At 53.1% G+C, this 24,634-nt stretch carries 24 protein-coding genes and 2 pseudogenes; 21 read left to right on the top strand and 5 right to left on the bottom strand.

Going from position 1 to position 24,634, the window contains the following annotated elements:
• Window positions 1–5 precede the first annotated feature (5 nt).
• The 3 genes from MCJ35_RS17000 to MCJ35_RS16990 all read left to right on the top strand — a co-directional run bounded on the left by MCJ35_RS17000 (window position 6) and on the right by MCJ35_RS16990 (window position 3,064).
• Entirely contained in the window at window positions 6–1,196 is a 1,191-nt protein-coding gene (locus MCJ35_RS17000; protein WP_008718538.1) for a coenzyme F420-0:L-glutamate ligase, read from the top strand.
• Between the two features lie 131 nt (window positions 1,197–1,327).
• Window positions 1,328–2,113, top strand: a complete 786-nt coding sequence (locus tag MCJ35_RS16995) for an aspartate dehydrogenase domain-containing protein (RefSeq protein WP_025486281.1) — start codon at window positions 1,328–1,330, stop codon at window positions 2,111–2,113.
• A 54-nt stretch (window positions 2,114–2,167) separates the two neighbouring features.
• A complete protein-coding gene (locus MCJ35_RS16990) occupies window positions 2,168–3,064 on the top strand; it encodes a D-isomer specific 2-hydroxyacid dehydrogenase family protein (protein ID WP_025486282.1) in 897 nt (298 codons plus the stop codon).
• A 2-nt stretch (window positions 3,065–3,066) separates the two neighbouring features.
• On the opposite strand, the gene MCJ35_RS16985 is transcribed toward MCJ35_RS16990, so the two are convergent.
• Genes MCJ35_RS16985 through MCJ35_RS16975 form a run of 3 tightly spaced genes read right to left on the bottom strand, consistent with a single transcriptional unit; the run spans window position 3,067 to window position 7,159 of the window.
• A complete protein-coding gene (locus tag MCJ35_RS16985) occupies window positions 3,067–3,519 on the bottom strand; it encodes a MarR family winged helix-turn-helix transcriptional regulator (RefSeq protein WP_025486283.1) in 453 nt (150 codons plus the stop codon).
• 26 nt (window positions 3,520–3,545) lie between these two features.
• Window positions 3,546–5,435, bottom strand: a complete 1,890-nt coding sequence (locus tag MCJ35_RS16980; protein WP_025486284.1) for an ABC transporter ATP-binding protein — start codon at window positions 5,433–5,435, stop codon at window positions 3,546–3,548.
• Window positions 5,435–7,159 (bottom strand): ABC transporter ATP-binding protein, encoded by a 1,725-nt coding sequence (locus MCJ35_RS16975; RefSeq protein WP_008718529.1) that lies wholly within the window; start codon window positions 7,157–7,159, stop codon window positions 5,435–5,437. The genes MCJ35_RS16980 and MCJ35_RS16975 overlap by 1 nt, the downstream gene beginning before the upstream one ends.
• 335 nt (window positions 7,160–7,494) lie before the next feature.
• On the opposite strand from MCJ35_RS16975, the gene MCJ35_RS16970 reads away from it, so the two are divergent.
• From MCJ35_RS16970 to thiI, 8 genes are all read left to right on the top strand, one after another.
• The gene (locus tag MCJ35_RS16970) at window positions 7,495–8,265 is read left to right on the top strand and encodes a hypothetical protein (protein WP_025486285.1); all 771 of its coding nucleotides are present in this window, start codon (window positions 7,495–7,497) and stop codon (window positions 8,263–8,265) included.
• 68 nt (window positions 8,266–8,333) lie between these two features.
• Window positions 8,334–8,732 (top strand): hypothetical protein, encoded by a 399-nt coding sequence (locus tag MCJ35_RS16965; protein WP_025486286.1) that lies wholly within the window; start codon window positions 8,334–8,336, stop codon window positions 8,730–8,732.
• Window positions 8,733–8,748: 16 nt separating this feature from the next.
• Entirely contained in the window at window positions 8,749–9,513 is a 765-nt protein-coding gene (locus tag MCJ35_RS16960) for a GNAT family N-acetyltransferase (RefSeq protein WP_008718521.1), read from the top strand.
• Window positions 9,514–9,905: 392 nt separating this feature from the next.
• Window positions 9,906–10,661 (top strand): sulfite exporter TauE/SafE family protein, encoded by a 756-nt coding sequence (locus MCJ35_RS16955; RefSeq protein WP_008718517.1) that lies wholly within the window; start codon window positions 9,906–9,908, stop codon window positions 10,659–10,661.
• A gap of 14 nt (window positions 10,662–10,675) precedes the next feature.
• Window positions 10,676–11,632, top strand: coding sequence for a 50S ribosomal protein L11 methyltransferase (prmA, locus tag MCJ35_RS16950; protein ID WP_025486287.1), 957 nt, complete (start codon window positions 10,676–10,678; stop codon window positions 11,630–11,632).
• Between the two features lie 79 nt (window positions 11,633–11,711).
• Window positions 11,712–12,461, top strand: a complete 750-nt coding sequence (locus tag MCJ35_RS16945; RefSeq protein WP_025486288.1) for a 16S rRNA (uracil(1498)-N(3))-methyltransferase — start codon at window positions 11,712–11,714, stop codon at window positions 12,459–12,461.
• Between the two features lie 123 nt (window positions 12,462–12,584).
• The gene (locus MCJ35_RS16940; protein WP_025486289.1) at window positions 12,585–13,739 is read left to right on the top strand and encodes a cysteine desulfurase family protein; all 1,155 of its coding nucleotides are present in this window, start codon (window positions 12,585–12,587) and stop codon (window positions 13,737–13,739) included.
• Between the two features lie 34 nt (window positions 13,740–13,773).
• Window positions 13,774–14,958 carry a tRNA uracil 4-sulfurtransferase ThiI gene (thiI, locus tag MCJ35_RS16935; RefSeq protein WP_008718508.1) on the top strand — a complete coding sequence of 395 codons (1,185 nt, stop codon included), beginning with the start codon at window positions 13,774–13,776 and terminating at the stop codon, window positions 14,956–14,958.
• Here the strand turns inward: thiI and MCJ35_RS32165 are convergent.
• Window positions 14,927–15,109 (bottom strand): annotated as a pseudogene (locus MCJ35_RS32165) (DUF6783 domain-containing protein). The gene thiI and the pseudogene MCJ35_RS32165 sit on opposite strands and share 32 nt — an antisense overlap.
• On the opposite strand from MCJ35_RS32165, the pseudogene MCJ35_RS32160 reads away from it, so the two are divergent.
• Window positions 15,026–15,346: pseudogene (locus MCJ35_RS32160) on the top strand (DUF6783 domain-containing protein); the annotation flags it as partial. The pseudogenes MCJ35_RS32165 and MCJ35_RS32160 overlap by 84 nt on opposite strands.
• On the opposite strand, the gene MCJ35_RS16930 reads toward MCJ35_RS32160, so the two are convergent.
• Window positions 15,339–15,569, bottom strand: a complete 231-nt coding sequence (locus tag MCJ35_RS16930) for an HPr family phosphocarrier protein (protein WP_008718507.1) — start codon at window positions 15,567–15,569, stop codon at window positions 15,339–15,341. The pseudogene MCJ35_RS32160 and the gene MCJ35_RS16930 sit on opposite strands and share 8 nt — an antisense overlap.
• A 210-nt stretch (window positions 15,570–15,779) precedes the next feature.
• On the opposite strand from MCJ35_RS16930, the gene mtaB reads away from it, so the two are divergent.
• The 9 genes from mtaB (at window position 15,780) to MCJ35_RS16885 (ending at window position 24,623) form a co-directional block, all read left to right on the top strand.
• Window positions 15,780–17,162, top strand: a complete 1,383-nt coding sequence (gene mtaB / locus MCJ35_RS16925; protein ID WP_025486290.1) for a tRNA (N(6)-L-threonylcarbamoyladenosine(37)-C(2))-methylthiotransferase MtaB — start codon at window positions 15,780–15,782, stop codon at window positions 17,160–17,162.
• Between the two features lie 167 nt (window positions 17,163–17,329).
• Window positions 17,330–17,590, top strand: a complete 261-nt coding sequence (locus tag MCJ35_RS16920; RefSeq protein WP_025486291.1) for an IreB family regulatory phosphoprotein — start codon at window positions 17,330–17,332, stop codon at window positions 17,588–17,590.
• A gap of 331 nt (window positions 17,591–17,921) precedes the next feature.
• Window positions 17,922–18,368, top strand: a complete 447-nt coding sequence (gene ruvX, locus MCJ35_RS16915) for a Holliday junction resolvase RuvX (RefSeq protein WP_025486292.1) — start codon at window positions 17,922–17,924, stop codon at window positions 18,366–18,368.
• On the top strand, window positions 18,358–18,636 hold the full coding sequence (locus MCJ35_RS16910; protein ID WP_025486293.1) for a DUF1292 domain-containing protein: 279 nt from the start codon (window positions 18,358–18,360) through the stop codon (window positions 18,634–18,636). The genes ruvX and MCJ35_RS16910 overlap by 11 nt, the downstream gene beginning before the upstream one ends.
• 17 nt (window positions 18,637–18,653) lie before the next feature.
• Window positions 18,654–21,041, top strand: a complete 2,388-nt coding sequence (locus tag MCJ35_RS16905; RefSeq protein ID WP_025486294.1) for a ribonuclease J — start codon at window positions 18,654–18,656, stop codon at window positions 21,039–21,041.
• A gap of 132 nt (window positions 21,042–21,173) precedes the next feature.
• Window positions 21,174–21,848, top strand: coding sequence for an endolytic transglycosylase MltG (locus MCJ35_RS16900; protein ID WP_025486295.1), 675 nt, complete (start codon window positions 21,174–21,176; stop codon window positions 21,846–21,848).
• Complete coding sequence (locus MCJ35_RS16895; protein WP_025486296.1) at window positions 21,845–22,492, top strand: O-methyltransferase; 648 nt, start codon at window positions 21,845–21,847, stop codon at window positions 22,490–22,492. Before MCJ35_RS16900 ends, MCJ35_RS16895 begins: the two co-directional genes overlap by 4 nt.
• A 24-nt stretch (window positions 22,493–22,516) precedes the next feature.
• The gene (locus MCJ35_RS16890; RefSeq protein WP_008718491.1) at window positions 22,517–23,752 is read left to right on the top strand and encodes a peptidase U32 family protein; all 1,236 of its coding nucleotides are present in this window, start codon (window positions 22,517–22,519) and stop codon (window positions 23,750–23,752) included.
• A gap of 43 nt (window positions 23,753–23,795) precedes the next feature.
• Window positions 23,796–24,623 carry a YdcF family protein gene (locus MCJ35_RS16885; protein ID WP_025486297.1) on the top strand — a complete coding sequence of 276 codons (828 nt, stop codon included), beginning with the start codon at window positions 23,796–23,798 and terminating at the stop codon, window positions 24,621–24,623.
• The last annotated feature ends 11 nt before the right edge of the window (window positions 24,624–24,634 follow it).

Below are 24,634 nucleotides of genomic sequence, written 5' to 3'. Positions count from 1 at the left end.
TACATATGGAAAGAAAAGTAGGTACAGTTTCAAGGGGAATCCGCTGCCCAATCATAAGGGAGGGCGACAATCTGGCAGATATTGTGGTGAACAGTGTTCTGGAAGCAGCAGAGAGCGAGGGCTTTGAAATCCGTGACAGGGATGTCATCTCCGTGACGGAATCCGTGGTTGCAAGGGCCCAGGGAAATTATGCCCCGATTCAGGCCATATCAGAGGATGTCAGGGCAAAGCTGGGAGGAGGGACCATCGGCGTCATATTCCCAATCCTGTCCAGAAACCGTTTCTCCATCTGCTTAAAGGGAATCGCAGGAGGCGCAAAGAAGGTCGTCCTTATGCTTAGCTATCCCACGGACGAGGTGGGCAACTCACTGGTATCCCTGGACCAGGTAGATGAGGCCGGAATCAATCCATACAGCGACGTGCTTACCCTGGAGCGTTACAGGGAGCTTTTTGGGGAGAACAGGCATGAATTCACCGGAGTGGACTATGTGGATTATTACTGTCAGATCATCAGGGACGCGGGCGCGGAGGCGGAAGTTATTTTTGCCAATAATCCCAAGGAGATCCTTAACCATACCAGCCGGGTCCTGACCTGTGACATACATTCCCGCGCAAGGACCAAACGTATCCTTAAGGCGGCCGGAGCAGAGGTGGTGTGCGGAATGGACGATATCCTGAACGCGCCGGTCAATGGAAGCGGATGCAATGAGAAGTACGGGCTTCTCGGATCCAACAAGTCTACGGAGGACAGCATCAAGCTCTTCCCAAGGGAATGCACGGACCTGGTACTGGATATTCAGAAGCAGATGCTTGACAGGACAGGAAAGCATGTTGAAGTCATGGTATACGGCGACGGGGCATTCAAGGATCCGGTAGGGAAAATCTGGGAACTGGCCGACCCATGTGTTGCCGTTGCCAATACAGAAGGGCTGGAGGGAACCCCCAACGAAGTCAAGTTAAAATACCTGGCTGACAATGACTTCAGGGATTTGTCAGGCGAAGCACTGAAGGACGCCATCTCACAGAGAATCAAGGAGAAGAAGTCCAACCTGGTTGGAGACATGTCTTCCCAGGGAACCACCCCAAGACGCCTTACGGACCTCATTGGTTCGCTCTGCGACCTTACCAGCGGCTCCGGGGACAAGGGGACTCCGATCATCCTGGTACAGGGGTATTTTGATAACTATACCAATTAGAAGCGGAGTAAATAGCCGTTTGGACTGTTACGTATGGGCAGCTTCAGCAATCCTGCACCCGCAGGATTGGTGGAGCTGTTTCGGTGTAAGGTATCAGTATGTGTGTAAAATTAAAAAAGAAAGAGGATATCATGGGTAAAAAAAAGTTTGGGATTATGGGAAATGGCTATCTGGCCGGAATTATAGTGGACGGTTATCTGAGCGGCATTTTAGATGAATACGAGTTGGTGGGGGTGATGGGACGCACCCCGGATAAGACTGCCGCCATAGCTGGACGAGGCGGATGTAAGGCATGCGGCACGGTTGAGGAACTGCTGGCCCTGAAACCCGATGTCGTGGCAGAGGCCGCATCCGTACAATGTATAAGGGACAACGCAGAAAAGATATTGTCCTCGGGTGTGGATCTGATTGTGCTTTCCATCGGCGCATTTGCAGATAAGGCATTGTATGATAAGATAAAAGAGACAGCCACGGAGCATGATACAAAAGTACATATTGCTTCCGGGGCAGTGGGCGGGTTTGATGTGCTGCGCACCGTATCCCTGATGGGTCAGGCCAAGTCCGGCATCTGCACCAGGAAGGGACCGGCATCCCTTAAGAATACCCCTCTGTATGATGATGCACTGATGACGGAGGAGGGAGAAAAGCAGGTTTTCAAAGGCAATGCCAAGGAGGCAATCTCCATACTGCCAACCAAGGTGAATGTAGCGGTGGCCGCGTCCCTGGCAACGACCGGACCGGAGGACACCAGCGTGGACATTTTCAGCGTGCCCGGAATGATAGGGGATGACCATAAGATAACCGCAGAGATAGACGGGGTAAAGGCGGTTGTGGACATCTATTCCAGTACCAGCGCCATTGCGGGATGGAGTGTGGTGGCGGTGCTCAGGAACCTTGTGTCGCCAATCGTGTTCTGACAATCTGCAGGCATTGTTTCAGGAAAATAAATAAGAACAGGAGAAGGAATCCATATGTTTAAGAAAATCGTTGCGATTGAGCCGGTGAACCTGGTTCCAAAGGCAGAAGAGGAACTGCGCCGGTATGCCGGGGAAGTTAAGTTTTATGAAGATATCCCTGGGGATGACCAGGAAATCATACAAAGGATTGGGGATGCGGACGGTGTCCTTGTAAGCTATACGTCAAGAATCAGCGCCCATGTGATTGAAAGCTGTCCTTCCATCCGCTATATCGGCATGTGCTGCAGCCTTTACTCGGAGGAAAGCGCCAACGTGGACATTGCATGCGCCAGGGCCAACGGCATCACCGTGCTGGGAATCCGGGATTACGGGGACCGGGGAGTGGTGGAATATGTGGTCAGTGAACTGGTGCGTTTCCTTCACGGCTTTGACCGTCCCATGTTCCGGGAAATGCCCATTGAGATTACGGACCTGAAAGTGGGTATTATCGGTATGGGCGTTTCCGGCGGAATGATTGCGGACGCCATGAAGTTCATGGGCGCCGACCTTTCCTATTACAGCCGTTCCAGGAAAATGGACAGGGAAGCCCAGGGCATGACATACCGTCCCTTAAAAGAACTTCTGGAATACAGCGAGGTGGTGTTCGCATGCCTGAACAAGAACGCCATCCTGCTCCACGAGGAGGAGTTCGGCCACCTTGGCACGGGCAAGATCCTTTTCAACACGTCCATAGGGCCGGCCTTTGACATCCCGGCGCTTAAAGCATGGCTGGACCGGGAAGGCAATTACTTTGTCTGCGACACGGAGGGCGCTTTGGGAGATCCTTCCGGAGAGCTTATAAAGCATCCTCACGTATTCTGCGCCCACATATCGGCAGGAAGGACCAGGCAGGCCTTTGACCTTCTGAGCGCCAAGGTGCTGGATAACATCCGCACGTTCCTGGCTGAATAAATTCAAAACGGCCCTTTTAACGTATCGCAGTTCTCCAGATTATCACATATCTTTTCCAGGCTGGTACAGAACTGTTCCATCTCTTCATCGGACAGGCCCTTCCATATCTGCCTGTCCGCAAAGTCAAGGATCTGATGGACTTTATCTGCTTCCTCCACACCTGCCTCTGTGAGACAGATGAGGAAGGAGCGGCGGCAGCCAGGGTCCCGTTCCCGGACCAGGTACCCGGATTCCTCCAGGCGGTCCAGGGAACGGGACATGGTGGTCACATCCATATGGCAGATATCTGCCAGTTCTTTCTGGGTAACATGGTCCTTGACCAGCAGGGAATCCAGTATCCGGGCATGGCCCTGGCCAAAGGTAAGGCCGATGGAGTTAAAGAACGGCTGGAGAAGGCGTTTACGCGCCTTCTCCGCCCTTACAAGCAGGCGGCGGACCTGATAACGTTCAATCATAGTACAGACTTCCTTTCCATAATGGTTCATTCCAACTCAAACTGTCCGGTATAAAGCTGATAATACCGTCCCTTCTGTTCCAGCAGTTCATCGTGGTTCCCACGCTCAATAATCTCCCCTTTTTCCAATACCATGATAGCCTTGGAGTTGCGCACCGTGGACAGGCGGTGGGCGATGACGAACACGGTACGTCCGTCCATCAGGGCGTCCATTCCTTTTTCAATGAGTTTTTCCGTCCTGGTGTCAATGGAGCTGGTTGCCTCATCCAGAATCAGCACAGGCGGACGGGAGATGGCGGCCCTTGCAATGGCAAGAAGCTGACGCTGGCCCTGGGACAGGTTGGAACCGTCACTGTGGAGCATGGTGTCGTATCCCTGGGGAAGACGGCGGATGAAGGAGTGGGCATTGGCAACCTTGGCCGCGTTCACCACATCCTCATCTGCTGCATCCAGGCGCCCATACCGTATATTGTCGGCAATGGTCCCGGTAAAGAGATGGGTATCCTGTATGACCATGGACAGGGAGCGGCGCAGGTCATCCTTTTTAATATTTCTGATATCAATGCCGTCATAAGTGATGCTGCCGCTGTTGATTTCATAAAAACGGTTGACCAGGTTGATGATGGTGGTCTTGCCTGCCCCTGTGGAACCCACAAAAGCGATTTTCTGCCCGGGTTTGGCATATAGGCTGATGCCGTTCAGTATGGTTTTTTCAGACGTATACCCGAACACCACCTGGTTGAAACGCACATCGCCTTTCAGTGGGATAAGACGGAAGGATGAGGCATTTGGGTCTGCATCCGCTGATACCGCCACCCCGGCCGGCACCTTCCACGCAAAGTCCTTTGTGAATCCGCTGCACTCCTTCATTTCCCCGTTTTCGTCCACCGCCACATTGCAGAGCGTCACGCTGCCTTCGTCCAGTTCCTGTCCTTCGTTCATCATATCGAAGATGCGCTCCGCGCCGGAGAGGGCTGCCAGCAGGAAGTTAATCTGCTGCGTGAACTGGTTCATGGGCATGGCGCTCTGGCGCACATACACCAGATAGGATGCAAGGGTTCCAAGGTCCGTAAGCCCTGCCAGTGCAAAAAGCCCGCCCACACATGCCGACAGGGCGTAATTGATATAGGACAGGGAAACGATGGTGGGGACCGTCATGCCGGAATAGGTGAGGGCTTTGGTGGCGGCTGCCCGGAAGGCCTCGTTGCGGCGGCAGAACTCCTCATAATCCTGGGCTTCGTGGTTAAATACCTTCTCAACCTTCTGCCCGGCAACCATTTCCTCCACAAATCCATTGATGCTTCCAAGGTATTTCTGCTGCTGTACAAAATATTTCCTGCTCCGTCTGCCGTTGAAACGGATGAACAGTATCATAAGGGCCAGGAAGACCATGACAATCAGCGACAGCTGCCAGCTCAGTATAAGGAGCATGGTCAGGGTGCCGGTGATGGTGATGAAGCTCTGTATCATCATGGCAAAGCTGCTGTTAAGCGCCTCGCTGATCGTATCCACGTCGTTGGTGAACCGGCTCATCAGTTCCCCGTGGGTATGGGCGTCAAAGTAGGTCAGGGGAAGGCGCTGGGTGTGGACAAACAGGTCGGAACGTATCTCGCTTACCACCTGCTGGGAAATGTGGACCATCATCTGGTTGTACGCATAGCAGGACAGCGCCCCGCACAGGTACAGGATTCCCATGAGTATGAGCATTTTCACAAGTCCCGGTATATCGCCGGGGATGATATAGTTGTTGATGACTGGTTTTAAAAGGTAGGTTCCCAAAATGCTTGCCGAAGCGCTGACCGTGACCAGGAGCGCAATCATCAGCATATACCATTTATGGCGTCCAAGGTAGCTTAACATCTGCATCAATGTGCGTCTGGTATTTTTCGGTCTGTTATAATTTGCTATTCTTGCCATTACAGATTCGCCCCTTCCTGCTGGGAATAATAGATTTCCTGGTAAATCCTGTTCGTTGCCAAAAGCGTTTCGTGGCTGCCGGACGCATTGATCTTCCCATCTTCCAGGATGATGATCTGGTCCGCGTGAAGCACGGAGGAAATGCGCTGGGCAATGATGATTTTGGTGGTTCCCGGCATGTACTGCGCCAGGCCTTCCCTTATCCTGGCCTCCGTGGCCGTGTCCACCGCGCTGGTGGAATCATCCAGTATCATTACCTTTGGCGATTTGAGGATGGCCCTGGCAATGCACAGACGCTGCTTCTGGCCGCCGGACACATTGACGCCGCCCTGGCCAAGCTCCGTGTCATATCCCCGTTCCAGCCGGTCAATGAATTCATCCACACAGGCAATGTGGCACGCCGTTTCGATTTCCTCATCCGTCGCGTCCTCCTTGCCCCAGCGCAGGTTATCCTTCACGGTCCCGGAGAACAGGGTATTCTTCTGCAGCACCATTGCAATGGAATCCCTCAGATGCTTTAAGGGATATTCCTGGACCGGATGGCCGTCAATATAGACCGTGCCGGAGGTTGCCTCATAAAGTCTTGGAATCAGCTGGACCAGCGTGCTTTTAGCCGCCCCGGTCTGTCCGATGATACCCACGGTCTGCCCGGGTTTGATATGGAAGGAAATATCAGACAGCACATACTCGGCCGCATCCTTATTATATTTAAAATACACATGTTCAAACCGTATATCACCCTGCTCCACATTCAGGTCCAGGGCCATGTCTTCCTTAATATCGATTTCCTCGTCCATGACCTCCGAGATACGCTTCCAGGAGGCCAGCGCCCTGGTGGTCATCAGGAACACATTGGAAAACATCATCAGGGAATTAAGCACCTGAAGCACGTAACTGAGGAATCCCGTCAGCTCGCCCACCTTGACGCCGCCCACGGTCACCAGCCTGCCCCCGAACCAAAGGATGCAGAGGATGGTGGAATACATGACAAACTGCATGGCAGGCATATTGAGGGCTGCCAGGCCAAAGGCGTGTTGTGCGGTGTCCCGCAGGTTGGTATTGACCTGTTCAAATTTCTGTATCTCATAATCCCCGCGGACATAGGACTTCACCACACGGATGGCCGTGAGGTTTTCCTGGATGATCCGGTTGACCAGGTCAATGGCGCCCTGCATCACTCCGTACAGGGGCCGTACATGGCTGATGATCAGGAACAGCAGGATGCCAAGCACCGGGGCAGCCACGAAGAAGACCAGGGCCAGCTTCGGGTTAATATAGAAGGAGGCCACCATGGCTGTCAGCATCATCACCGGGGAACGGAACCCCGGGCGCATGCCCGTTGCAAGGGAGTTCTGTATGGTGGTCACATCGCTGGTAAGCCTTGTGACAAGGGATGAACTCCTGAAATGGTCCGTGTTGGCAAAGGAAAACTGCTGGAGCTTTGCAAACTCCGCCTTGCGGATCTCAGCGCCCACGCCCTGGCCGCACCGGGCCGAGAACATGGCCGACCCCTGCCCCAACACCAGGGATATCAGGGCAAAAAACACCATCTGCAGCCCCTTCATCAGAATATAGTGCCGGTCGCCGCTGGCAACCCCCACGTCCACAATGGACGCCATCACAAGGGGGATGATAAGCTCAAACACAGTCTCCAGCTCGATGCATAGGACTGCCAGGGCGGCATCCCTTTTGTATGGCCGCAGATACTTTAGAAAATCCTTCATTCCGGATTCCTCCTTGTTGCATTTAATCTTTATGGAACTGAATTGCATGAGCAATAGTTGCATATGCAATTATTGTATGCTCATGTGTTGAAAATGTCAATGTGGTTGTGGTATACTTCTTAATAATGTTGTTTCAACAAATATTAGCAAGGATTCTCCCATCCTCTAAGGTGGTGAAATGAATTGCCAAAAACAAACTTAACGGCAGTGGTGGGCGGAGAGTAATCGGTATCCCCTACTGCCATGAGGTCAACCACGCATCTACGTAGGATGCAGTTGCACTTCGACAATATACCGAGCGTGGATTGAAATGATTCAGACAAGAGGAGAAGCATATGAGGAAAATTTATTCCGGCGCCCTGCTGTTCACAGCCGCCATGATATTCACCATGGGAACGCCGGTTACGGCAATGGCCTACGGGCCGGGAAGCAGCGTGTATCACAGGGGCGGCCCTGGTGTGGACTATGATTACGGCACAGGATCCCCCGGCAGCTATGGCTATGGCTGGGGCCCGGGAGGGTATGATTACGGCGTGGGCCCGTCCGGGGTCATGGACTATGGCGGGCCATCGGGCACCCAGGGCAATGCCCAGGTCACCTCGGACAACGTGGTAAGGGCATATCCCGGCTTTAACACCAATGTGCCGGACACGTCCAGCTACGAATTCAACCCGGATTACTGGTGGGACTGGGATGACGATGACTGGGATGACTGGGACGATGACGACGACTGGTGGTATTACAGCGGAGGTCCCGGCGTCCAGTACGGACAGGGCTGGCGTTACAGCCCCAACGGCTGGTGGTTCCAGCTTTACGGAGGCAGCTGGCTGTCCAATGGATGGCAGCTCATACACAGCCGCTGGTACCGCTTTGACCAGAGCGGGTACATGGTCACGGGCTGGTTTACGGATGGGGACGGCAACCGCTACTATCTGAATCCCGTGGATGACGGCACCCTTGGCATGATGCGCACGGGCTGGCAGGTCATTGACGGCAGGTCCTATTATTTCAACACGCAGTCAGACGGCACCATGGGACGGCTGTTTGTGAACGCCACCACCCCTGACGGCTATCAGGTGGGGGCGGACGGGGCGCTGATCCAGTAGGACGCAGCCGCGGCGCTGATCCGGTAAAACGCGGAGGCGGCAGGATTTTGATATGATTAGGAGGGGAAATGGCTTTATTCCGGAAGATTGTTGTAGATGGACATGAATATGAGTGGAAATATACCTTTGACGACTATGACTGGCAGGAGCCGTCCCATCTTGTGTTCCGCTCCGTGGACCGGAAGCTGAAGATAATCCTGTATTTCCGTTCGCCTGGATGGGAAATCGGCAAGTGCCCGTTTAACGCAGGCCTGCCGGCTGTGAAAGACGGCGGACCGGTTATCGTGAATATGAACCAGCCCCGGTTCGTGGCGGAGCTGCTGCGCTATCTGCTGGAATACCGCCTGGGGCCATCCTCCCGGGGGATTCTGGTATACAGGGACGGCCTGGATATCCTCCATGAACTGGGGTACCGGTTCGAGTACTCCCTGGGAAGCAGAACCCATGCTGCCCGGACAGAAAACTGAAAGAGAGGGAAACTTTGTGGATACTGATTTCATCAACCTGACAGCGGAGAACCTTGCCCATGAGCATTTATGCTGTATCATCCGCAGTAAAAAGCCCCATCCGGGGATTGAGGCAAAGCGGCAATGGCTTTCGGAACGGCTGAAGGAAGGCCATGTCTTCAGGAAGTTAAATGAAAAGGCAGTGGTTTTTATTGAATATGCCCCTCTTGAAACCGCCTGGGTCCCCATCCTTGGGGACAATTATTACTATCTGTACTGCCTGTGGGTTTCGGGCAGTTACAAGGGAAAGGGCTATGGAAAGGCGCTGATGGAATACTGCCTGGCCGATGCGAGGGAGAAAGGGAAATCCGGCGTCTGCATGCTTGGGGCAAAAAAACAGAAATCCTGGCTTTCCGACCAGTCCTTTGCCAGGAAGTCCGGTTTTGAGGTGGCCGATACCACGGATGACGGATATGAGCTTCTTGCCCTTTCCTTTGACGGGACAACGCCAAAGTTCGCACCAAACGTTAAAAAGCAGGAAATCGAAAGCCAGGACCTGACCATTTATTACGATGCCCAATGCCCCTATATCCCCCAGAACATTGAGAGGATAAAACAGTTCTGCAGGATCAATGATGTCCCCGTATCCCTGATTCCGGTGGATACGCTGGAAAAAGCGAAGGCACTGCCCTGTGTATTCAATAACTGGGCCGTGTTTTACAAAGGGGTTTTTGAGACAGTGAACCTGCTGGATGAGGCTTATCTAAAAAGGATCCTGAAAAAACAGGACGCCCAATCATAAAAACAGAGGACCGTCCTCCTGCGGCAAGCAGGGGCGCGGTCCTCTGTCCTTATCGTATGGTATCTTTTGTTAAGACCAGAACAAACTCATTCTCTTTCGTGATATCCTTCATTGGTAAAATGAAAATCCTGCAAGGGGTCCGTCCCATCCGGAGTGTGTGATGGAGTTGTAATGCAATCTGGGAATTTCTTATGCCTGCCTGCCCGCAGTGCGGCGGGGGCGGCTGATTTAATATGTGCCGGAATCCCCGGACCCTTACAGTTGTTTTTCATCCGTTCATAATGTTAATGCAGGATCCTGCTTTTTTATTGCAAAAAAAAATTGCCTCTTATTGCCAGTGGTTTTAATATATGATAATATAAAGGTTGTTTTACGGAAAAGAGGATAAGATCATGATACAGTATCTCATTGTATGCCCGCTTGTGTTCGTGGCCGGACTGGTTGATTCCATTGCCGGAGGAGGCGGGCTCATTTCCTTGCCTGCATATCTCATTGCAGGGGTACCCGCCCATATGGCCCTTGGAACCAACAAAATGAGTTCCGCCATGGGAACCGTCGTGTCCACGGCCCGGTTTGCCAGGAACGGCTATCTTCGCGGGAAAATGCTCATGGCCGTATGCTCGGCCGTGGCGGCGCTCATCGGTTCAGCCCTGGGCGCCCATCTGGCCCTGATGGTGCCGGGGGAAGTCATCAAGCACATGATGATAGTGGTATTGCCCATTGTCGCATTCTATGTATTAAGGAATAAGGACATGGGGGAAAATGAAAAGACAGGCACCATCCCACAGGCAAAGGTATTTGCAATCTGTATCGCGGCTGCATTTTTTATAGGCGGCTATGACGGGTTTTACGGACCGGGAACAGGAACCTTCCTGATCCTCATCCTGACCGGGGCGGCGGGACTGGATACCAGAAGCGCGTCCGCCCAGACAAAGGTGATTAACCTGGCGTCCAACATAGCGGCCCTTGTAACCTTCATTGCCACTGGAAATGTTTTTTACCCGCTGGGCCTTACGGCCGGGGTCTGCTCTATCGCAGGCCATTATATCGGAGCGGGCATGGTTGCCCACAATGGGAAAAAGGTGGTGCGTCCGGTTGTCCTTCTGGTACTGGCCGTGCTGTTTGTCAAGATCATCAGCGGAAAATAAAAGGAGTATGCATTATGAAATGGAAAAAATTTACATTAACCACCACCACGGAAGCGGTGGACCTGGTCAGCAGCATGTTCGATGATATTGGGATTGAGGGGATTGAGATAGAGGACAATGTTCCCCTGACCGACAAGGAGACAAAGGGGATGTTCATCGATATCCTTCCGGAGCTTCCGCCTGACGAGGGAATCGCCAAGGTCAGCTTTTACCTGGATGACGATGCGGATGTGAAGGAAATCCTTAAGAATGTGGAAGCGGGGCTGGATGAGCTGAGCCTGTTCACCGACCTGGGCGCCAGGACCATCACCGCTGGCGAGACAGAGGATAAGGACTGGATTAACAACTGGAAGCAGTACTTTAAGCCGTTTACCGTGGACCATATCCTGATCAAGCCGACCTGGGAGACCATACCGGAGGAACACAAGGACAAGCTTCTGGTGCAGATTGACCCTGGCACTGCCTTCGGGACAGGCATGCATGAGACAACCCAGCTGTGTATCCGACAGCTGGAGAAGCGGGTGGATGAGGACACCCTGGTGCTGGATGTGGGAACCGGAAGCGGCATCCTGGGAATCACGGCCTTAAAACTGGGGGCAAAGGAAGTCTGGGGCACGGATCTGGACGAAAATGCCATCACTGCCGTGGGAGAGAACCTGGAGGCCAACAGCATTTCCACGGACAGGTTCCATGTGATACAGGGCAACATCATCGATGACAGATCCGTCAAGGACTGGGCCGGCTATGACAGGTACGATATAGTGGTGGCCAACATCCTGGCTGATGTAATCATCCTGCTGGTCAACGAGATTCCGGCCCATCTGAAGCAGGGCGGCTATTTCATCACCTCAGGCATCATCAATATGAAGGAAGAGGCGGTTAAGGCTGCATTTGCAAAATGTGAGGAACTGGAACTTGTGGAAGTGACTTATCAGGGCGAATGGGTTTCTGTGACAGCAAGGAAACGCTGATGACACCGAAGCCAGTGCTCCATCCAGGCAGAAAACGTGCTGTCTGGACGGAGCACTAGATATGGATTGGAGGTAAGCCATGCATCATTTTTTTGTGGCCCCGGCCCAGGTCATGGGGGATTGTATACGCATCACAGGTCCTGATGTGAACCATATGAAAAATGCCCTGCGCATGAAAACCGGGGAAGAGGTGCTGATCAGTGACGGCACGGGAACGGATTACCGCTGCGCCCTGTCATCCCTGGACAGCGATTGCGTTGAAGCCCGGATTGTGTCCGTGGACCGGGATGGAAGGGAACTGCCTTCCAGGATCTGGCTCTTCCAGGGGCTGCCCAAATCTGATAAGATGGAGTTGATCATCCAGAAAGCGGTGGAACTGGGGGCGGCGTGCATTGTCCCGGTGTCCACGAAGAATGCGGTTGTGAAGCTGGATGCAAAGAAGGAGGAGGCCAAGCGCAAGCGGTGGCAGGCCATTGCAGAGAGCGCGGCCAAACAGTCAGGGCGCAGCCTGATGCCTGAGGTCATGGGACTGATGACATTGGGACAGGCCTTTGATTATATAGAGAAGGAACAGTTCGCCCTGCGCCTGATCCCATATGAGCACGAAGCCGGGATGGAAGGCAGCAGGCAGGAGCTTTCCCGCGTTGGGCCTGGGCAGGATATTGCGGTATTCATTGGCCCGGAAGGCGGGTTTGACGAGGCGGAAATCAATCTTGCCCTGAAAAAGGGCGTGCGCCCGGTAAGCCTTGGGAAACGGATACTGAGGACAGAGACAGCGGGACTTGCCATGCTGTCCGTGCTCATGATGCGGCTGGAGGGCGGGCTGTAGTGACAGAAGGCCAGTAGTGCAGCTGAAAGGCGGGCTGCATGAACTCAAAAGGCCCGCAGTGCGGCCGGATGACAGGCTATAGGCCCGTAAAAGGGCAGGCAGATAGAATATAGGAGACAGACCATGGAAGTATATTTTGACAATTCCGCCACAACCCGTGTGCTTGACAGCGTCAGGGATGTGGTGGTAAAGGTAATGACAGAGGATTACGGCAATCCTTCTGCCAAGCATAAAAAGGGGATGGAGGCAGAGCAGTATGTGCGCCAGGCCGCATCCAGGATTGCAAAGACCCTGAAGGTTAAGGATAAGGAAATCCTCTTTACCTCCGGCGGCACGGAATCCAATAACATGGCCCTGATAGGGACGGCCATGGCCAACCAGAGGGCTGGAAAGCACATTATCAGCACCAGGATTGAGCACGCCTCCGTGTATAACCCTCTGGCATTCCTGGAGCAGCAGGGCTTCGAGGTGACCTATCTGTCCGTGGACGGCCAGGGACACATTTCCTTAGAGGAGCTGGAAGCATCCATACGGCCGGATACCATCCTGGTGTCCGTCATGTATGTGAATAATGAAGTGGGGGCCATAGAGCCGGTAGAAGAGATTGCCTCCCTGGTCCATGGTAAGAACCCGGCCATCCTCCTTCATGTGGATGCCATACAGGCATACGGCAAGCTGGTCATCCACCCAAAGAAACAGGGAATTGACCTGTTAAGCGTCAGCGCCCACAAGTTCCACGGGCCAAAGGGCGTGGGCTTCCTGTTCATTGACGAACGGGTGAAGATACGTCCCCTGCTCTACGGCGGAGGACAGCAGAAGGACCTGCGCTCCGGCACGGAAAATGTCCCGGGGATTGCCGGAATGGGCGCTGCTGCCTGGGAAATGTACACGGACCACCAGAAAAAGGTGGATTATATCATCAGCCTCAAGGATTATATGATAGACAGGATGGAACAGCTGGAGGGGGTAACGGTCAACAGCTTAAAAGGCAGCCAGGGCGCGCCCCAGATTGTCAGCGCCGGCTTTGCAGGCGTCAGGAGCGAGGTGCTGCTTCACGCCTTGGAGGACAAGGGAATCTACGTGTCCTCGGGTTCGGCCTGTTCATCCAACCACCCTGCAATCAGCGGCACCTTAAAGGCCATCGGGGTAAAGAAGGAACTTCTGGATTCCACCCTCAGGTTCAGTTTTGGGCTGTTTAACACAAAAGAGGAGATTGATTATTGTATGGAGGCGCTGGAAGGACTTCTTCCCGTACTCAGGAAATATCACAGAGGATAAATGACACCGCAACAATGAAAGAAAGAGGTAAAACATGCAGTACCAGTCATTTTTAATTAAGTACGCGGAAATCGGCACCAAGGGAAAGAACCGCTACATGTTCGAGGATGCCCTGATGAAACAGATACGGTATGCGCTGCGGGATGTGGATGGCCAGTTCGAGGTCACAAAGGAATCCGGCCGCATCTATGTGAAGGCGGATGGGGAATACGATTACGATGATACCGTGGAAGCCCTTGGACGCGTGTTCGGAATCGCGGACATCTGCCCCATGGTGCAGATTGACGACAAGGATTATGAAAACCTGAAACATCATGTAAAGGAATACATGGACCAGGTTTACCCGGACAAGAACCTTACCTTTAAGGTGGACGCCAGGAGAGGGGATAAGCAGTATCCTGTGACCTCGGATCAGATTAACAGGGATTTAGGGGAGGTAATCCTGGAAGCATTCCCACAGATGAAGGTGGATGTCCATCATCCGGACGTGCTGCTGCGGGTGGAGGTGCGCCAGAAAATCAATCTGTTCTCCCAGATGATCCCAGGACCGGGCGGCATGCCCATAGGGACCAACGGAAAGGCCATGCTGCTGCTTTCCGGCGGCATTGACAGCCCGGTGGCAGGGTACATGATTGCCAAGAGGGGCGTGAAGATAGACGCCGTATATTTCCATGCGCCGCCTTACACAAGCGAGCGGGCCAAGCAGAAGGTGGTGGACCTGGCCAATCTGGTTGCGCGCTACGCCGGGCCAATCATGCTGCACGTGGTGAATTTCACGGATATCCAGCTTTATATCTACGATAAATGCCCCCATGAGGAACTGACCATCATCATGCGCCGCTATATGATGCGCATTGCCCAGACCATTGCAGGACAGAACGGGGCCATCGGCCTGATTACAGGCGAGAGCATCGGCCAGGTTGCATCCCAGACACTGCAGTCCCTGGCAGCCACCAACGAAGTGTGTACCATGCCTGTATTCCGTCCGGTAATCGGATTTGATAAGCAGGAGATTGTGGACGTATCCGAGAAAATCGGCACCTATGAGACATCCATCCAGCCCTTTGAGGACTGCTGCACCATCTTCGTGGCAAAGCATCCCGTGACAAAGCCCAACATCAATGTAATCCACAGCTCGGAACGTCATCTGGAAGAAAAGATTGACGGACTGGTGGAGACAGCGCTTGCTACCACGGAGCAGATCCTCTGCCAGGGCTAGAGCGTGTTTGAAAATTCATTCCCGCCGTCTGCACGCCCCACTTCGCGGTATATTTGGCCCCGATTCAGTCAGCGTAGCCCGCTACGCCTCCATCATCGGGACCAAATCTCCCACAAAGTGGGACGCACAGCCGACGGAAAGCAATTTTCAAACACGCTCTAGGGCCTGTCGGAAAGCAGTTTTCAAACACGCCCTGGGGTCTGTCGGGAAGCAATTTTCAAACACGCTCTGGGGTCTGTCCGAATCGCGCAAAAAGGCAGGACATATCCGTCAGCCAAGGATTGCAGGAAATATAAAAAAGAGTCTGCGTCAGCAGACTCTTGCTTCTTTCCTTGTTAAACCATGCGGTGTGGTCCCCGCCGTGGGATGTATGACAACGATTAGATGATGTAAGGCTTCAGGATGCCCAGAATCTCCTCAACATTGCTTTCTGCATGGATGTTCAGGTCGATGGGCTTGGACAGATCCAGGCTGAAGATGCCCATGATGGACTTTGCATCAATCACGTATCTGCCGGAAACTAAATCAAAATCAACATCAAACTTAGCTAAATCATTTACAAATGACTTAACCTTGTCAATGGAATTTAACGAAATGCGAACTGTTTTCATACGAAGAACCCTCCTTGTGGTGTGTGTGAATTGAATTGCAGTTTAGTATAACTGCTTTGCTTTAATACTACAGACCGCGGGGGTAAAAGTCAATAGTGAGATTGCATGAAAAATTCAGTAAGAAACTGGTAAATTGGTTATGGCAGTACATTGCCCCCGGCAATCGGGGGATGGAGGCTGGCCATGACCTGATAAATAGGAGGTTTTAACATGCCAAAAGCAGCCCTGCACAACCTGGGATGCAAAGTAAATGCTTATGAGGCAGAGGCCATGCAGCAGCAGCTCAGGGAGCACGGATACGAGATCGTGCCCTTTGATGAAAAGGCGGATGTCTATATCATCAACACATGTTCCGTGACCAATGTTGCGGACAGGAAATCACGCCAGATGCTTCACCGGGCCAAGAAGCTGAACCCGGAATCCGTGGTGGTGGCGGCCGGATGCTACGTGCAGGTGGCTGCGGACACGCTTAAGGAGGACGCGTGTGTGGACGTGATTATCGGCAATAACAAAAAGGGCCAGCTGGTACAGATCCTGGATGAATATATGGAGGGCAGGCTTAAGGAGGATGAAGGGCCAAAATCCGGTATACACGTGCTGGATATCGGGGGCACCGATGAATATGAGCCTCTTCACGTGGACAATATCGCGGACCACACAAGGGCGTTCATCAAGGTGCAGGACGGCTGCAACCAGTTCTGCAGCTATTGCATCATCCCCTATGCCAGGGGCCGGGTGAGGAGCCGGAAGCCGGAAGATGTGGAGGCGGAGGTGGAAGGCCTGGTTGCCAGGGGATACAAGGAAGTGGTCCTTACCGGAATCCACCTCAGCTCCTATGGGATGGAACACAGGGAGGGAGGGCCGGTACAGGGCGGTAACTGGGACCACGGCCCCCTGCTTGACCTGATAGGAAGAATCCACCGGATACCGGGACTGGAGCGTATCCGCCTGGGATCGTTGGAGCCGCGGATCATCACGGAGGAATTTGCAGAGGCTTTGGCGGGCCTGGCTAAGTTCTGCCCGCATTTCCACCTGTCCCTCCAAAGCGGCTGCGACGCCACATTAAAGAGGATGAACCGCCACTATACCACGGAGGACTATTTAAGGCGCTGCGGCATATTGCGGAAATGGTTTGATCATCCGGCCATTACCACGGACGTGATTGTGGGATTCCCGGGAGAAACCCAGGAGGGGTTTGAAATCACAAGGGAGTTCCTTAAAAAGGTGCATTTTTATGAAATGCATGTATTTAAATACTCCAAGCGGGCCGGAACCAGGGCAGCCCTGATGCCGGACCAGGTGCCGGAGCAGGTGAAGGCGCAGCGCAGCGATGTGCTGCTGGAGCTGGAAGCCTCCATGTCGCGGGAATACAGGGAACATTTTGCCGGAAGCCGGGTATCCGTACTCTTCGAAGACGTGGCGGAGGTGGATGGCAGGAAATATATCACGGGCCATACCCCGCAGTATGTGAAGGCGGCCCTTCCTGTTAAGGATGGGGAGGAAAATGTATTATCTGGTCAGATCCTCTGTCTTGATGCAGTCAGATTGCTGACAGGGGAGTTGCTGGAAGTCAGGAAAATGCAGGATTGTTGATGGTATATATTTTTCCAAAAATAGAAACATTTCCCTGGGTTGACGGAAATATTATGCGAAATTTTACAAATACATGACAATAATTAGAAAAAATTAAGAAAATTATCTATTGCCGAATAGGAAAATATAATGTAGAATAGAGAAGAATACTTAAAGGACGTGATGACATGGGCAATATAAGTGAAACTCAATATTTTCAAGCTGTTCAGGACAAGAAGATAGAAGTAAGCGATGTGCTGGAGCAGGTGTATATTGCCTTGACCGAGAAAGGATATAACCCTGTGAATCAGATAGTGGGATATATCATGTCTGGGGACCCGACTTATATTACCAGCCATAAGGGCGCCAGAAGCCTTATCATGAAGGTTGAACGGGATGAGATTCTGGAAGAACTGATGGCTGTGTATATTGATGCCCGTTTGCGGTAGGACGTGTCTGCGGATTCCTTTCCAGACACGTATTAAGGCATGAAGATGCTTTCGTGACAGGCGTACGGTTCAGGGGATGCCGGACGGAGCGCTGTACCCGTGATGCCCAACCAGGACGTGGAACGAATGATGAGACACGTTTTGGTATCAGGAAGAGGCAGGATTGGGACAGGCACGGTCAGGCACACCGTGGCGAAAGATGGGAAGGCCCGTTATGCGGGCCTTCTCGGCAATGTACGGATATGTAAGATAAGACAGGGATGCATCAGTTGGTGGACAGCCAGCTGGTTTTGTTGTGCGTTATTTTATATGATAACGGAGGAAAATGAATATGAGAATCATGGGTCTGGATTTTGGCTCAAAAACAGTCGGGGTGGCGGTGTGCGATCCTTTAGGTATCACTGCGCAGACAGTGGAGACCATCACGCGGAAAGATGAAAATAAACTGAGGCAGACCCTTGCAAGAATAGAGGCATTAATTGGCCAGTATGAGATTGAACGGATTGTTCTTGGATATCCTAAGAATATGAACAATACTCTTGGGGAGCGCGCTGTGAAGACAGAGGAATTCAAGGCATCCCTTGAGAGACGGACAGGTCTTCCTGTGGTGCTCTGGGATGAACGTCTTACAACCGTGGCGGCCAGCAGGGTGCTGATTGAAAGCGGCGTGCGCAGGGAACACAGAAAAGAAAGCGTGGACCAGATTGCGGCGGCCATGATCTTACAGGGATATCTGGACAGCCTGTCCAATGGTTTAGGAGAAAACAATGAAAGATAAGACGGATATGATAACAATGATAACGGATTCCGGAGAATCCGTGGATTTTTATGTGTTAGAGGAAACAAGAATCAATGCAGTAAACTATCTGCTTGTGACAGATGCGCCGGAGGATCAGGACGGAGAGTGTTACATTTTAAAGGATGTATCCGGGCAGCAGGACGCTGAAGCCGTTTATGAGTTTGTGGAAGATGACCGCGAACTGGACGGCCTCATGGGCGTGTTTGAGGAACTGTTAAGCGATGCAGATGTGGAGCTTGAGAAATAGAGATTGGAGGAATCAATTTGAATTTAGAAGAAAAAGACAACATGCCGGAGGTGGCCGCACAGACAGCGGCACCGGAGCAGACAGCAGTATCAGGACAGACCGTGGCACCGGAGCGTACAGCGGCATCAGTACAGACAGCGGCGCCGGAGCGTGCAGTCGTATCAGAGCAGGCGGGCGCACCGGAGCAGGCAGCAGGACAGGCAGCCGCATCAGACCAGGCAGCGGCATCAGACCAGGCAGCAGCGCCGGAACAGCAGGCTAAGAAGCCTCAGAACAGAAGGCCGGCACAGAGAAAGAGCGTTTCCAAGGAGCAGGGCGGACGTACTGCGGAGACAGCGGACAAGGATGCTTCGGGTTCCGGCAGAGGCCAGGGACAGAGGGGAAGCCGCAGCGGAAAGAGCGCCCAGGCGTCAAAAACCGCCAAGCAGGCAGGACAGGCAAAGCAGCAGGCAGCGGACGGCAGTGGACAGGCATCGGCCAAAGCAGCCCAGTCCGCATCCAAGTCAGCCCAGACATCGTCCAAGGCATCCCAGCAGAAGACAGCCAAGACGTCCCAGCAGGACAAGGCAGCCAAGACGTCCCAGCAGGATAAGACGGCCAAGACATCCCGGCAGGACAACCGGTCCGGTCAGGGAACTGCAAAGGCATCCCGGTCCCAGGCCAAGACAGCTGCGGCCAAAGCAGCACCTGCATCCCAGGACCTGAAGGTGCTGGCGCCGGTGAGACAGGCCTCCAGGGACAGCAAGAAGGATGGCAAAGGGAAACTGAAAATCATCCCCTTAGGCGGCCTGGAACAGATAGGAATGAATATCACCGCGTTTGAGTATGAGGACAGCATCATCATCGTGGACTGCGGACTTGCATTCCCGGGAGATGACATGCTGGGCATTGACCTGGTGATTCCGGATGTCAGCTATCTGAAGCAGAACATTGACAAGGTAAAGGGCTTTGTGATTACCCATGGACATGAGGACCATATCGGCGCCCTTCCTTATATCCTGCAGCAGATTAACGTGCCTGTATACGGTACCAAGCTGACCATTGCGCTGATTGAGCACAAGCTGGAGGAGCACCGCCTGATGAAGAACACCAAGCGCAAGGTTGTGAAGCACGGACAGTCCGTGAACCTGGGCTGCTTCAGGGTGGAATTCATCAAGACGAACCACAGCATCCAGGATGCGTCCGCACTGGCAATTTTCTCGCCGGTTGGAATCGTGCTTCACACAGGCGATTTTAAGATAGACTACACGCCGGTATTCGGCGACCCCATCGACCTTCAGCGTTTTGCCGAGCTGGGCAAAAAGGGCGTGCTGGCACTGCTGGCAGACAGTACCAATGCCACAAGGCCGGGATTCACCATGTCTGAGCGCACGGTGGGCAAGACCTTTGACAACATTTTCTCAGAGCATAAGAACCAGCGCATCATTGTTGCAACCTTTGCGTCCAATGTGGACCGGGTGCAGCAGGTGGTGAACACGGCGTATAAGTATGGGCGCAAGGTGGTGGTGGAAGGCCGCAGCATGGTGACGGTCATGGACATTGCCAGCAAGCTGGGGTATATCAATGTACCGGAAGGCACCCTGATTGATATTGAGCATCTGAGGAATTATCCGCCGGAATCCACCGTGCTTATTACCACAGGAAGCCAGGGAGAGTCCATGGCAGCCCTTTCACGCATGGCGTCCGGCATCCATAAGAAGGTTTCCATCACACCCAGGGACGTGGTTGTCTTAAGCTCTACCCCGATTCCCGGTAATGAAAAGGCTGTTTCCAACGTGGTCAATGAACTGTCCATGAAGGGGGCAAAGATCATTAACCAGGACACCCATGTTTCAGGACATGCCTGTCAGGAAGATTTGAAATTAATATATTCCCTAATCCATCCCAAGTTCGCAATACCGGTACACGGCGAATACCGCCACCGCATTGCGCAGAAGGAACTGGCTGAGTTCATGGGCGTTGACAAGGACAATGCAGTGCTGGTCAACTCCGGCGACGTGGTTGCCCTGGACGGGGAAACCTGTGAGGTGATTGACCATGTGACCTGCGGCGGAATCCTGGTAGATGGCCTTGGAGTGGGCGATGTGGGCAATATTGTATTGCGGGATAGACAAAACCTGGCTCAGAATGGTATTATTGTAGTGGTGCTCACATTAGAAAAGCACAGCAACCAGCTTCTTGCAGGGCCGGACATCGTGTCCAGGGGCTTTGTGTACGTAAGGGAATCAGAGGACCTGCTGGAAGAAGCGCATTCCGTGGTGGTTAATGCGGTGGATGACTGCATGGGCCGCCGTGTGAATGACTGGGGAAAGATAAAGAACATCATCAAGGACAGTTTAAGTGACTTTTTATGGAAGCGCATGAAGCGCAACCCCGTAATCCTGCCGATCATCATGGAGGTATAACCAGGCACCGGTGCGGATATCAGCCCGCATATCCCGGCGTGTCAACGCCGGGAGAAGCTTGATTTCATGGCGTGTCAACGCCGGGATGCGCCGGATGTCATGGTCTGCCAGGCAGGGCAAGAGGAATGGATTATGAGCAACAGAACGAGAGAAATCAACAAGATAACAACCACCATAATCAGCATATCGGTGAAACTCATCGTATATGCCCTGATTGTCCTGCTGCTGTATGAGGCGGTGGCAAAGGGATATGCCTTCGGACATGAGATATTTTATGCGGAAGCAGTGGAGGAGGCCCCGGGCCATGACATGGTAGTCCAGATGACGGATGGTGAAAGCGTGTCCGAGGCAGCGGAATTCCTGGCCCGCAAAGGGCTTATCAAAAGCGAGTTTGCATTTATATTCCAGAGTAAATTCTACGACTATGAAACCATTTACCCGGGTACCTACACCCTGAATACCTCCATGACCTCCAAGGAAATCCTCCAGCAGCTCAACGAAAAGCCGGAGACTGAGGAGGATGTAAAGCCGGCCCAGTCAGGAGCTGGCAAGGCTGCCGCCGCGCCTGCGGCTAAGACCGCTGAGACGGCTGGGGAGACTGTCCCGGAAGGGGAAGCCGGTGTTCCGGCTGCCGCCAGCCAGACAGGGGCTGCAGAAGATACGGGAAGCCAGGAAGCTGCCGGCCGTTCCATGGATCCGGAGGCTGAAAACAGCGATGAGATAGCCAACCAGGAGACCTATGAGGGCGAGGACCAGGAGATGGAAGGCGGATGGTTTGAGGACGTGACTGAGGGACAGGATCCATGATTGTGAACGACAGGATAAGGGATTATCTGCATTCCCTGGAATCCAGCCAGGGAGTGCTTTTAGACACAATAGAGGAAGAGGCGCTAAAGGCCTATGTCCCCATCATAAAAAGGGAGACGGCGTCCCTGCTGCGCACCATGGTGGCGGCCCTTAAGCCGGCCCAGATACTGGAAATCGGCACGGCGGTTGGGTACTCGGCGCTTCTCATGTGCCAGGCCATGCCCCAGGAATGCCATATAACGACCATTGAAAAGTATGGGAAGAGAATCCCCGTGGCCCGCGGGAATTTTAAGAAGGCGGGTGAAGAAAGCAGGATTACCCTGCTGGAAGGGGATGCGGATGAGCTTCTTAAGGAACTGGAAGGCAGGAGCTTTGACCTGGTGTTCATGGATGCCGCCAAGGGGCAGTACCTGCACTGGCTGCCCCTGTTACTGAAGGTCATGCCTGTGGGGGCGGTCCTGATATCGGACAATGTGCTCCAGGACGGCGATATCGTGGAATCCAGGTTTGCCGTCCAGCGCAGGAACAGGACCATCCACAGCAGGATGCGGGAATACCTCCATACCCTGAAACACATGGAGGAACTGGAGACCGCGGTGATTCCCATTGGGGATGGCGTGACAATCAGCACCAGGATAAAATAGTTTTAGTTCTGTGGAGAGAAGAAAATGAGAAAGACCGAATTGTTGATACCGGCGGGAAGCCTGGATGTGCTTAAGACAGCTGTCATTTATGGGGCGGATGCCGTATATATTGGAGGTGAGGCCTTCGGCCTTCGGGCCAAGGCCCATAATTTTTCCAAAGAAGAGATGAAGGAAGGAATTGCCTTTGCCCATACGCGCGGGGTTAAAGTCTATGTCACGGCCAATATCCTGGCCCATAACGTGGACCTGCCGGGGGTGGAGGCTTATTTTGAAGAATTAAAGGAAGTCGGCCCGGACGCCCTGATCATCTCCGATCCAGGCGTGTTTGCCATTGCAAAGAGGGTGCTTCCCAACATGGAAATCCACATCAGCACCCAGGCCAACAATACAAACTACGGGACGTATCTGTTCTGGCACCAGCTTGGGGCCAGACGGGTGGTGACTGCCAGGGAGCTTTCCCTGGCGGAAATCAAAGAGATACGGTCCCGGATCCCGGAGGACATGGAGATTGAGAGCTTCATACACGGCGCCATGTGCATTTCCTATTCAGGGAGATGCCTGTTAAGCAATTACTTTGTGGGAAGGGATGCCAACCAGGGCGCCTGCACCCATCCGTGCCGCTGGAAGTATTCCATTGTGGAGGAGACAAGGCCGGGGGAGTATATGCCTGTTTATGAAAATGAACGGGGGACCTTCATATTCAATTCCAAGGACCTGTGCATGATCGGACATATCCCGGAGATGATGGACGCGGGTATCGACAGCTTCAAGATAGAGGGCAGGATGAAGACCGCCCTGTACGTTGCCACGGTGGCCCGGACTTACCGGAAGGCCATTGACGATTACAATAAGGATCCGGCCCTCTACGAAGCCAACATGGAGTGGTACAGACAGGAGATAGGCAAATGCACCTACCGGGAGTTTACAACCGGCTTCTATTTTGGCAAACCCACTGAGGATGCACAGATATACGACAATAACACATATGTGAAGAACTATACCTATCTTGGCACCGTGGAACAGGTGGACGGCCGGGGAAGGTGCAGGATTGAACAGAAGAACAAATTCTCTGTGGGCGAAACCATGGAAATCATGAAGCCGGATGGCCGCAATCTCATGGTCCAGGTGGCTGCCATAACGGATGAGGACGGAAATGCACAGGAAAGCGCGCCTCATCCCAAGCAGGTCCTCTGGATTGATTTGGGGCCGGAGGCAGACCTGGCGGTTTACGACATTTTACGCAAAAAAGAGGAAAACTGACCGGACATACATGAAAGTATCTGCTGACAGGAGGTGCCTGGGGATGGTAGACGGAATACTTATTGGGCTTGGAGTGCTGTGCGTTGCCTATTTTATAGTGATAGTGGTGTATGCTGGTATCGGTACGTCCTTTGCCTTTATCTGGCTGTTTTTTGCTGCCCTGCTGCTGTTTCTTGTTTATGGACGCTGGTATTACAGCAGGAACATGGACCGGATTCCAAGATGGGTCCCGGTATCCGTTGTCACCACCTGCGTGGCAGGGGTTGTGGCGCTGGCCGTGCTCTGCGTGCTCGTGTTCCTGGGCGCTGCTTCATCGGATAAGAAAAACCTGGATTACGTGATTGTGCTGGGTGCGAGGGTAAAGGAACACACGGTGAGTAATTCATTAAAAAAACGGCTGGATAAGGCGATTGAATACGCGGAGGAGAATCCTGACACCATTCTGGTGCTTTCCGGGGGACGCGGTCCAGGTGAGGATGTCAGCGAGGCGGAAGTGATGCGCCAGTATCTGGAATACAACGGGGTAAGGCCGGAACAGCTTCTCATAGAGGACCGTTCGGTGAGCACGGTGGAGAATATTGCTTACAGCAAGGTCGTGATTGAGGAACACCGGAACCGGGATAAGAAGGAACTGGTTCCCCTGACCCGCAGGACCACCTCGGTACCCTATGCCATTGCGCCGGATAAACCGCTGGAAATCGGTGTCCTTACCAGCAATTTCCATATATACAGGGCCAGGCTGACCGCTGAAAAGTGGGGGATTGAAAATGTCTATGGAATTTCAGCTGACTCGGACCCTGTGCTGTTTATCCATCTTTGTGTCAGGGAGTGTGCGTCCATTGTCAAAGACAGGCTCATGGGAAATATGTAGGATGTGAATAA

This window comes from Enterocloster sp. OA13, from assembly GCF_022440595.1.
GTDB lineage: Bacteria > Bacillota > Clostridia > Lachnospirales > Lachnospiraceae > Enterocloster > Enterocloster hominis.
Note: the sequence above shows the minus strand (reverse complement) of the source record. Positions and strands in the feature narration are given on the sequence as shown.

Coding starts and splice junctions, on each gene's coding strand:
- MCJ35_RS16985 (WP_025486283.1), bottom strand. CDS start 3,519: ATGATTGAACGTTATCAGGTCCGCCGCCTGCTTGTAAGGGCGGAGAAG.
- MCJ35_RS16900 (WP_025486295.1), top strand. CDS start 21,174: ATGAGCAACAGAACGAGAGAAATCAACAAGATAACAACCACCATAATC.
- MCJ35_RS16910 (WP_025486293.1), top strand. CDS start 18,358: ATGAAAGATAAGACGGATATGATAACAATGATAACGGATTCCGGAGAA.
- MCJ35_RS16930 (WP_008718507.1), bottom strand. CDS start 15,569: ATGAAAACAGTTCGCATTTCGTTAAATTCCATTGACAAGGTTAAGTCA.
- mtaB (WP_025486290.1), top strand. CDS start 15,780: ATGCCAAAAGCAGCCCTGCACAACCTGGGATGCAAAGTAAATGCTTAT.
- MCJ35_RS16885 (WP_025486297.1), top strand. CDS start 23,796: ATGGTAGACGGAATACTTATTGGGCTTGGAGTGCTGTGCGTTGCCTAT.
- MCJ35_RS16955 (WP_008718517.1), top strand. CDS start 9,906: ATGATACAGTATCTCATTGTATGCCCGCTTGTGTTCGTGGCCGGACTG.
- MCJ35_RS16890 (WP_008718491.1), top strand. CDS start 22,517: ATGAGAAAGACCGAATTGTTGATACCGGCGGGAAGCCTGGATGTGCTT.
- MCJ35_RS16995 (WP_025486281.1), top strand. CDS start 1,328: ATGGGTAAAAAAAAGTTTGGGATTATGGGAAATGGCTATCTGGCCGGA.
- MCJ35_RS16990 (WP_025486282.1), top strand. CDS start 2,168: ATGTTTAAGAAAATCGTTGCGATTGAGCCGGTGAACCTGGTTCCAAAG.
- MCJ35_RS16895 (WP_025486296.1), top strand. CDS start 21,845: ATGATTGTGAACGACAGGATAAGGGATTATCTGCATTCCCTGGAATCC.
- MCJ35_RS17000 (WP_008718538.1), top strand. CDS start 6: ATGGAAAGAAAAGTAGGTACAGTTTCAAGGGGAATCCGCTGCCCAATC.
- MCJ35_RS16980 (WP_025486284.1), bottom strand. CDS start 5,435: ATGGCAAGAATAGCAAATTATAACAGACCGAAAAATACCAGACGCACA.
- MCJ35_RS16965 (WP_025486286.1), top strand. CDS start 8,334: ATGGCTTTATTCCGGAAGATTGTTGTAGATGGACATGAATATGAGTGG.
- ruvX (WP_025486292.1), top strand. CDS start 17,922: ATGAGAATCATGGGTCTGGATTTTGGCTCAAAAACAGTCGGGGTGGCG.
- MCJ35_RS16940 (WP_025486289.1), top strand. CDS start 12,585: ATGGAAGTATATTTTGACAATTCCGCCACAACCCGTGTGCTTGACAGC.
- MCJ35_RS16970 (WP_025486285.1), top strand. CDS start 7,495: ATGAGGAAAATTTATTCCGGCGCCCTGCTGTTCACAGCCGCCATGATA.
- MCJ35_RS16920 (WP_025486291.1), top strand. CDS start 17,330: ATGGGCAATATAAGTGAAACTCAATATTTTCAAGCTGTTCAGGACAAG.
- MCJ35_RS16945 (WP_025486288.1), top strand. CDS start 11,712: ATGCATCATTTTTTTGTGGCCCCGGCCCAGGTCATGGGGGATTGTATA.
- MCJ35_RS16975 (WP_008718529.1), bottom strand. CDS start 7,159: ATGAAGGATTTTCTAAAGTATCTGCGGCCATACAAAAGGGATGCCGCC.
- thiI (WP_008718508.1), top strand. CDS start 13,774: ATGCAGTACCAGTCATTTTTAATTAAGTACGCGGAAATCGGCACCAAG.
- prmA (WP_025486287.1), top strand. CDS start 10,676: ATGAAATGGAAAAAATTTACATTAACCACCACCACGGAAGCGGTGGAC.